This is a genomic window from Veillonella sp. CAG:933 (genome assembly GCF_000431435.1).
Lineage (GTDB): Bacteria > Bacillota > Negativicutes > Veillonellales > Veillonellaceae > Veillonella_A.
Genome location: NZ_HF986124.1, coordinates 1 through 3,669, shown reverse-complemented (window position 1 = coordinate 3,669; position 3,669 = coordinate 1). Strand labels below are relative to the sequence as shown.

The window sequence follows — 3,669 nt, the reverse complement described above, 5'->3', positions numbered from 1 at the left end:
TTTCGAGTGTCTACTTGACGGGTAGCAGTTCAAAGCCTGTAGGGGTTTTGAAAAAGCATGTATTAACGTTTCGAGAACTGATATTTAAGTAAATAAGCAACTTAACAGGCACACTGTAACCTACTTGTATACTACGCTTTCAGCTAACCAAAACATATATTTTATATAAAAGTAGTTATGTTCTATCAATAACTACATCTTCTACACAATAATCTTAATGTATATTTCTGTATAAATCAATTAGCTTTTTTATAATTTCAAAATACTTTGTTTAAGCTTATTTAAAACTAAATCAACCGAATGATTCAACACAGCAATATAAATACGGTTGCGAATTTTAACCCATAAAGAAGATGTAGTTTTAATTTCATCATTCAACGGCTTAACTAATAAATCAATTTCAGAAGATACCATTAAACGTAGTTTTGTATCATCAAATTCTTTTACAGCTTTTACCGCTTCATTCTTCACTTCATCAGCTAAGCCCGCTACAATATCTTTTAAAATTTTATTATCCATATCATTTAACCTCTTTTTCAAATAAATTTAAAGCTTTTTTCTTTTCACTATCAAAGCGACTATTCAAGCTATCACGCAATGCGCTATTATTCCATTCTTCAGTTTTACACACTTCATAGATACCATTGATTAGATCCCAATCAAAACGGATAGCATCAACATAAGATAAGTTCGGGTACTGTTCCGGAAAGTAATTTAATGCCTGTGTAAACATATCCACAATGTTATTCACACCATATTGAACGGCTCTACTCCATACAACCTGCTTTAATGCATTACTATGATTTTCAATATTCAAATATGCTTTACGCAATAATTCAACCGCCCTATCATAATAGGCATGCTTAATATAGTCATGCTGCATTTGTGCAAAACCGGTACTATCTTCATCAGCTAAGCATTGCCAAAAGGCATTAAATAAATCAGTACCAACTTTAGCGCCGCTTAAATATTCACCGTATTGCTTATATACAGTATTATCACTATTTAAAGCCCATTTAATAAATTCATCTACACTACCATAAACACTAGATAATTGATACAAGCCATAACTAACACCACCCGCATCATTGTAGCCGCTAGAAATTGCGCCTACATCACCATTACTTTCATATTGTTCACTTAATTTACCTAATTCCATTATTATCCCTTCTAGCTTCACGCCCGCCTAAATAACCTACAAGGCCGCTTGATATACTCATTGCTAATTCGTTGTAACCGTGAAATACAGCCAATATATTTACTGCGCCCAAAATCGCAATAGTAAGCAATTCACGAATATTAATTTTTTCAAATTGCAAACTTTCCACCTCTTATAATAAATAATCTAGTAAAATCTGTACGAACGTAACAATTACACCCGCTACCACTAATTTATTATTTAAACTTTGTGTATTTCGCTTTTCTGTTTCTTCCCGCTGTTTTTCACGCTCTAAATCAGCTTGTACACGCCTATTTACTATATCGTGTAATTCATTAATTTCTTTTTCGTGCTTGTCAGATACAGTAGCTAATGTTGTTAGTAGCATTTCACTTTTAGCGCGCTCTACTTCCATTCTATTTAGTTTATCAGTAATATTATCAATCTTAGTATTCATCTTTTCTGTAGCACGCTCTAACCGCTCTAAAATCAATGTATCTTCCAAAGGTTCACCGCCTATTTTTCACTTGCATCAGCCTTAGCTGCTTCTGCTGCTTGCTTGTCATATTCTTTTTGCAATTCATCCGGCAATTTATTGCAGATGCATTTTTTATTAGAACATTGAACATCATTCAACATTCTACGCCCGCACATTAAGCATTTATTAGCCATTAATAATCAGCTCTCTTTCTTTAGTATAAATAGCTTTAATTTCATTCAATTCATCACGCAATTCTTGCGCCCATTCTTCATCTTGATATACAATAACTGCATTTGTAATTTCAGCTTCTTTATCACTAATAAGCGGCTCATACTTAGCATTTAATGCTTTAATGGCTGCTTCTTGTTCTTCTTCAATAGTAGGCACATACGGCGGCCGTTCTTGAACTTTTCCTTCTTTATAAATTTTAGAGCCATCACACATAGCACATTGAACAGTACCATCATCTTCTAATAGCATACAATCACCATATTCAGATGTTGCCATAGCTTTCAATTCATCCATAGTATCAGCATGCACACGAATTCTATAAGAAGTAATTCGTTCACCTGTTTCTTTATCAATCACAATTAAATACACTTTTTCAGATGTAGCTACATCTGTTTTACTCTTTGCCATTTAATCACCTCATATTTTAAATTAAATCGCTGTAATAATATCAGCGTATGTACTCCATACCGGCGCACTCTTATATACATCAACGTATTGCGCCGGCACTTTAATTGAAATAACTTTGCCGCCCGAACCCAACATTAATACACCTGTTAAGGTAGGCGGCTTAATTGCTCTAACGATTAAATTTAATTGGCATCTACTTATACTAAATGTTGAATTAGTAATAGTAGTACATTTATCACCTACATCTACTAATTGCAGAGCATGACAATTATTAAATGCATTAGCCTTCAATGTATTAATTGAAGGCAAAATAACAGCATTTAATTGCGCGCATTGTGCAAAAGCAAACGCTTCTATATTTTCAACTTTAGGTAAATTAATTAATGTTAACATGTTGCAATAAGCGAACGATTGACCAATAACATTTACTAAATTTTCAGCGTTCGGAACATCTAATAAACTTCTGCATGCATAAAATGTACCTTGTGGTATTACCGTACAACCTTTACTTATAATAGCCCTTTGCAATTTAGTACAACCATTAAATACAAAAGTACCTTTAATTTCGGTTAAATTCGGCGCATTAAAGGTATTTAATAAACTACCCAAAAAAGCATTATTAGCATTAATAGTAGTTAAATAACTATTTACATAGCTTTTCATGTTGCTGTTAATGTAAATGCCGCTTTCAATTTTACTTTCAGTGGTTACATAATCGCCAAAGTTATAACTTGCATCTGCAACATCAGCTAATTCAATGCAACCACCAACACTAACTTTTATTGGATCCTCATTTTTTATAGATACATTAATAACCGCATCATTTTCAACAGGCACTACTTTAATATCATTCATTGTTACCTCGGTAGGCATGGCCGGCATCAACAAATAAATAACCTTGCATAATTGTTGTGGCTTTTCCATTTTTCAACATCTGAACATCATAGTACATAATGTTCTTTTTATAATCCGGATTATCAGCTTCAAGTGTAGAGGTTATTTTTTTGGGAATATTCAACTCAATAACACCGCCGCCTTTATTATTACATTCAAGCGATATATCCAATTCAGGCTTTTTTAATGTGTATCTTGCACCGAATAAGAATACAGCACCATTAGCATTTAAAGCTTTACCATCTTCATCAACACTAAAAGCCTTAGAATAATCATCACCTTGTTTTACAACTAAATCAATAAAATTTGTTCTATGAGATTCATAAATCAATAAATATCACATCCTTTGCTTATTTTATGTATATTATCAATGCAATGATAATAGCTATAAGGCATTGATATTACTGAATTTGTTGTGTTGTGTTTATGCTTATGTTTTCTTGTTTTTTTATCTAAAAACGTATTATTTTAGCTTAAATAGTTACCCAAGGTGGAA

Annotated in this window: 8 protein-coding genes; all 8 read right to left on the bottom strand. The window is 32.6% G+C overall.

Translation table 11 applies throughout. The features are described from left to right. Positions 1 to 249 precede the first annotated feature (249 nt). Genes QZL64_RS01080 through QZL64_RS01045 form a run of 8 tightly spaced genes read right to left on the bottom strand, consistent with a single transcriptional unit; the run spans position 250 to position 3,504 of the window. Complete coding sequence (locus tag QZL64_RS01080; protein ID WP_021840212.1) at positions 250 to 519, bottom strand: hypothetical protein; 270 nt, start codon at positions 517 to 519, stop codon at positions 250 to 252. 1 nt (position 520) lies between these two features. After that, a complete protein-coding gene (locus tag QZL64_RS01075) occupies positions 521 to 1,159 on the bottom strand; it encodes a hypothetical protein (protein WP_021840211.1) in 639 nt (212 codons plus the stop codon). Next, the gene (locus tag QZL64_RS01070) at positions 1,146 to 1,319 is read right to left on the bottom strand and encodes a hypothetical protein (protein WP_021840210.1); all 174 of its coding nucleotides are present in this window, start codon (positions 1,317 to 1,319) and stop codon (positions 1,146 to 1,148) included. The genes QZL64_RS01075 and QZL64_RS01070 overlap by 14 nt, the downstream gene beginning before the upstream one ends. A gap of 12 nt (positions 1,320 to 1,331) precedes the next feature. Continuing rightward, a complete protein-coding gene (locus tag QZL64_RS01065; protein ID WP_021840209.1) occupies positions 1,332 to 1,664 on the bottom strand; it encodes a hypothetical protein in 333 nt (110 codons plus the stop codon). A gap of 11 nt (positions 1,665 to 1,675) precedes the next feature. Then, positions 1,676 to 1,798 carry a hypothetical protein gene (locus tag QZL64_RS01060; RefSeq protein ID WP_296309105.1) on the bottom strand — a complete coding sequence of 41 codons (123 nt, stop codon included), beginning with the start codon at positions 1,796 to 1,798 and terminating at the stop codon, positions 1,676 to 1,678. A gap of 25 nt (positions 1,799 to 1,823) precedes the next feature. Further along, positions 1,824 to 2,279, bottom strand: coding sequence for a hypothetical protein (locus QZL64_RS01055; RefSeq protein WP_021840207.1), 456 nt, complete (start codon positions 2,277 to 2,279; stop codon positions 1,824 to 1,826). A 21-nt stretch (positions 2,280 to 2,300) separates the two neighbouring features. Further along, complete coding sequence (locus QZL64_RS01050; protein ID WP_021840206.1) at positions 2,301 to 3,134, bottom strand: leucine-rich repeat domain-containing protein; 834 nt, start codon at positions 3,132 to 3,134, stop codon at positions 2,301 to 2,303. Beyond that, the gene (locus QZL64_RS01045; RefSeq protein ID WP_021840205.1) at positions 3,127 to 3,504 is read right to left on the bottom strand and encodes a hypothetical protein; all 378 of its coding nucleotides are present in this window, start codon (positions 3,502 to 3,504) and stop codon (positions 3,127 to 3,129) included. The genes QZL64_RS01050 and QZL64_RS01045 overlap by 8 nt, the downstream gene beginning before the upstream one ends. Between the last annotated feature and the right edge of the window lie 165 nt (positions 3,505 to 3,669).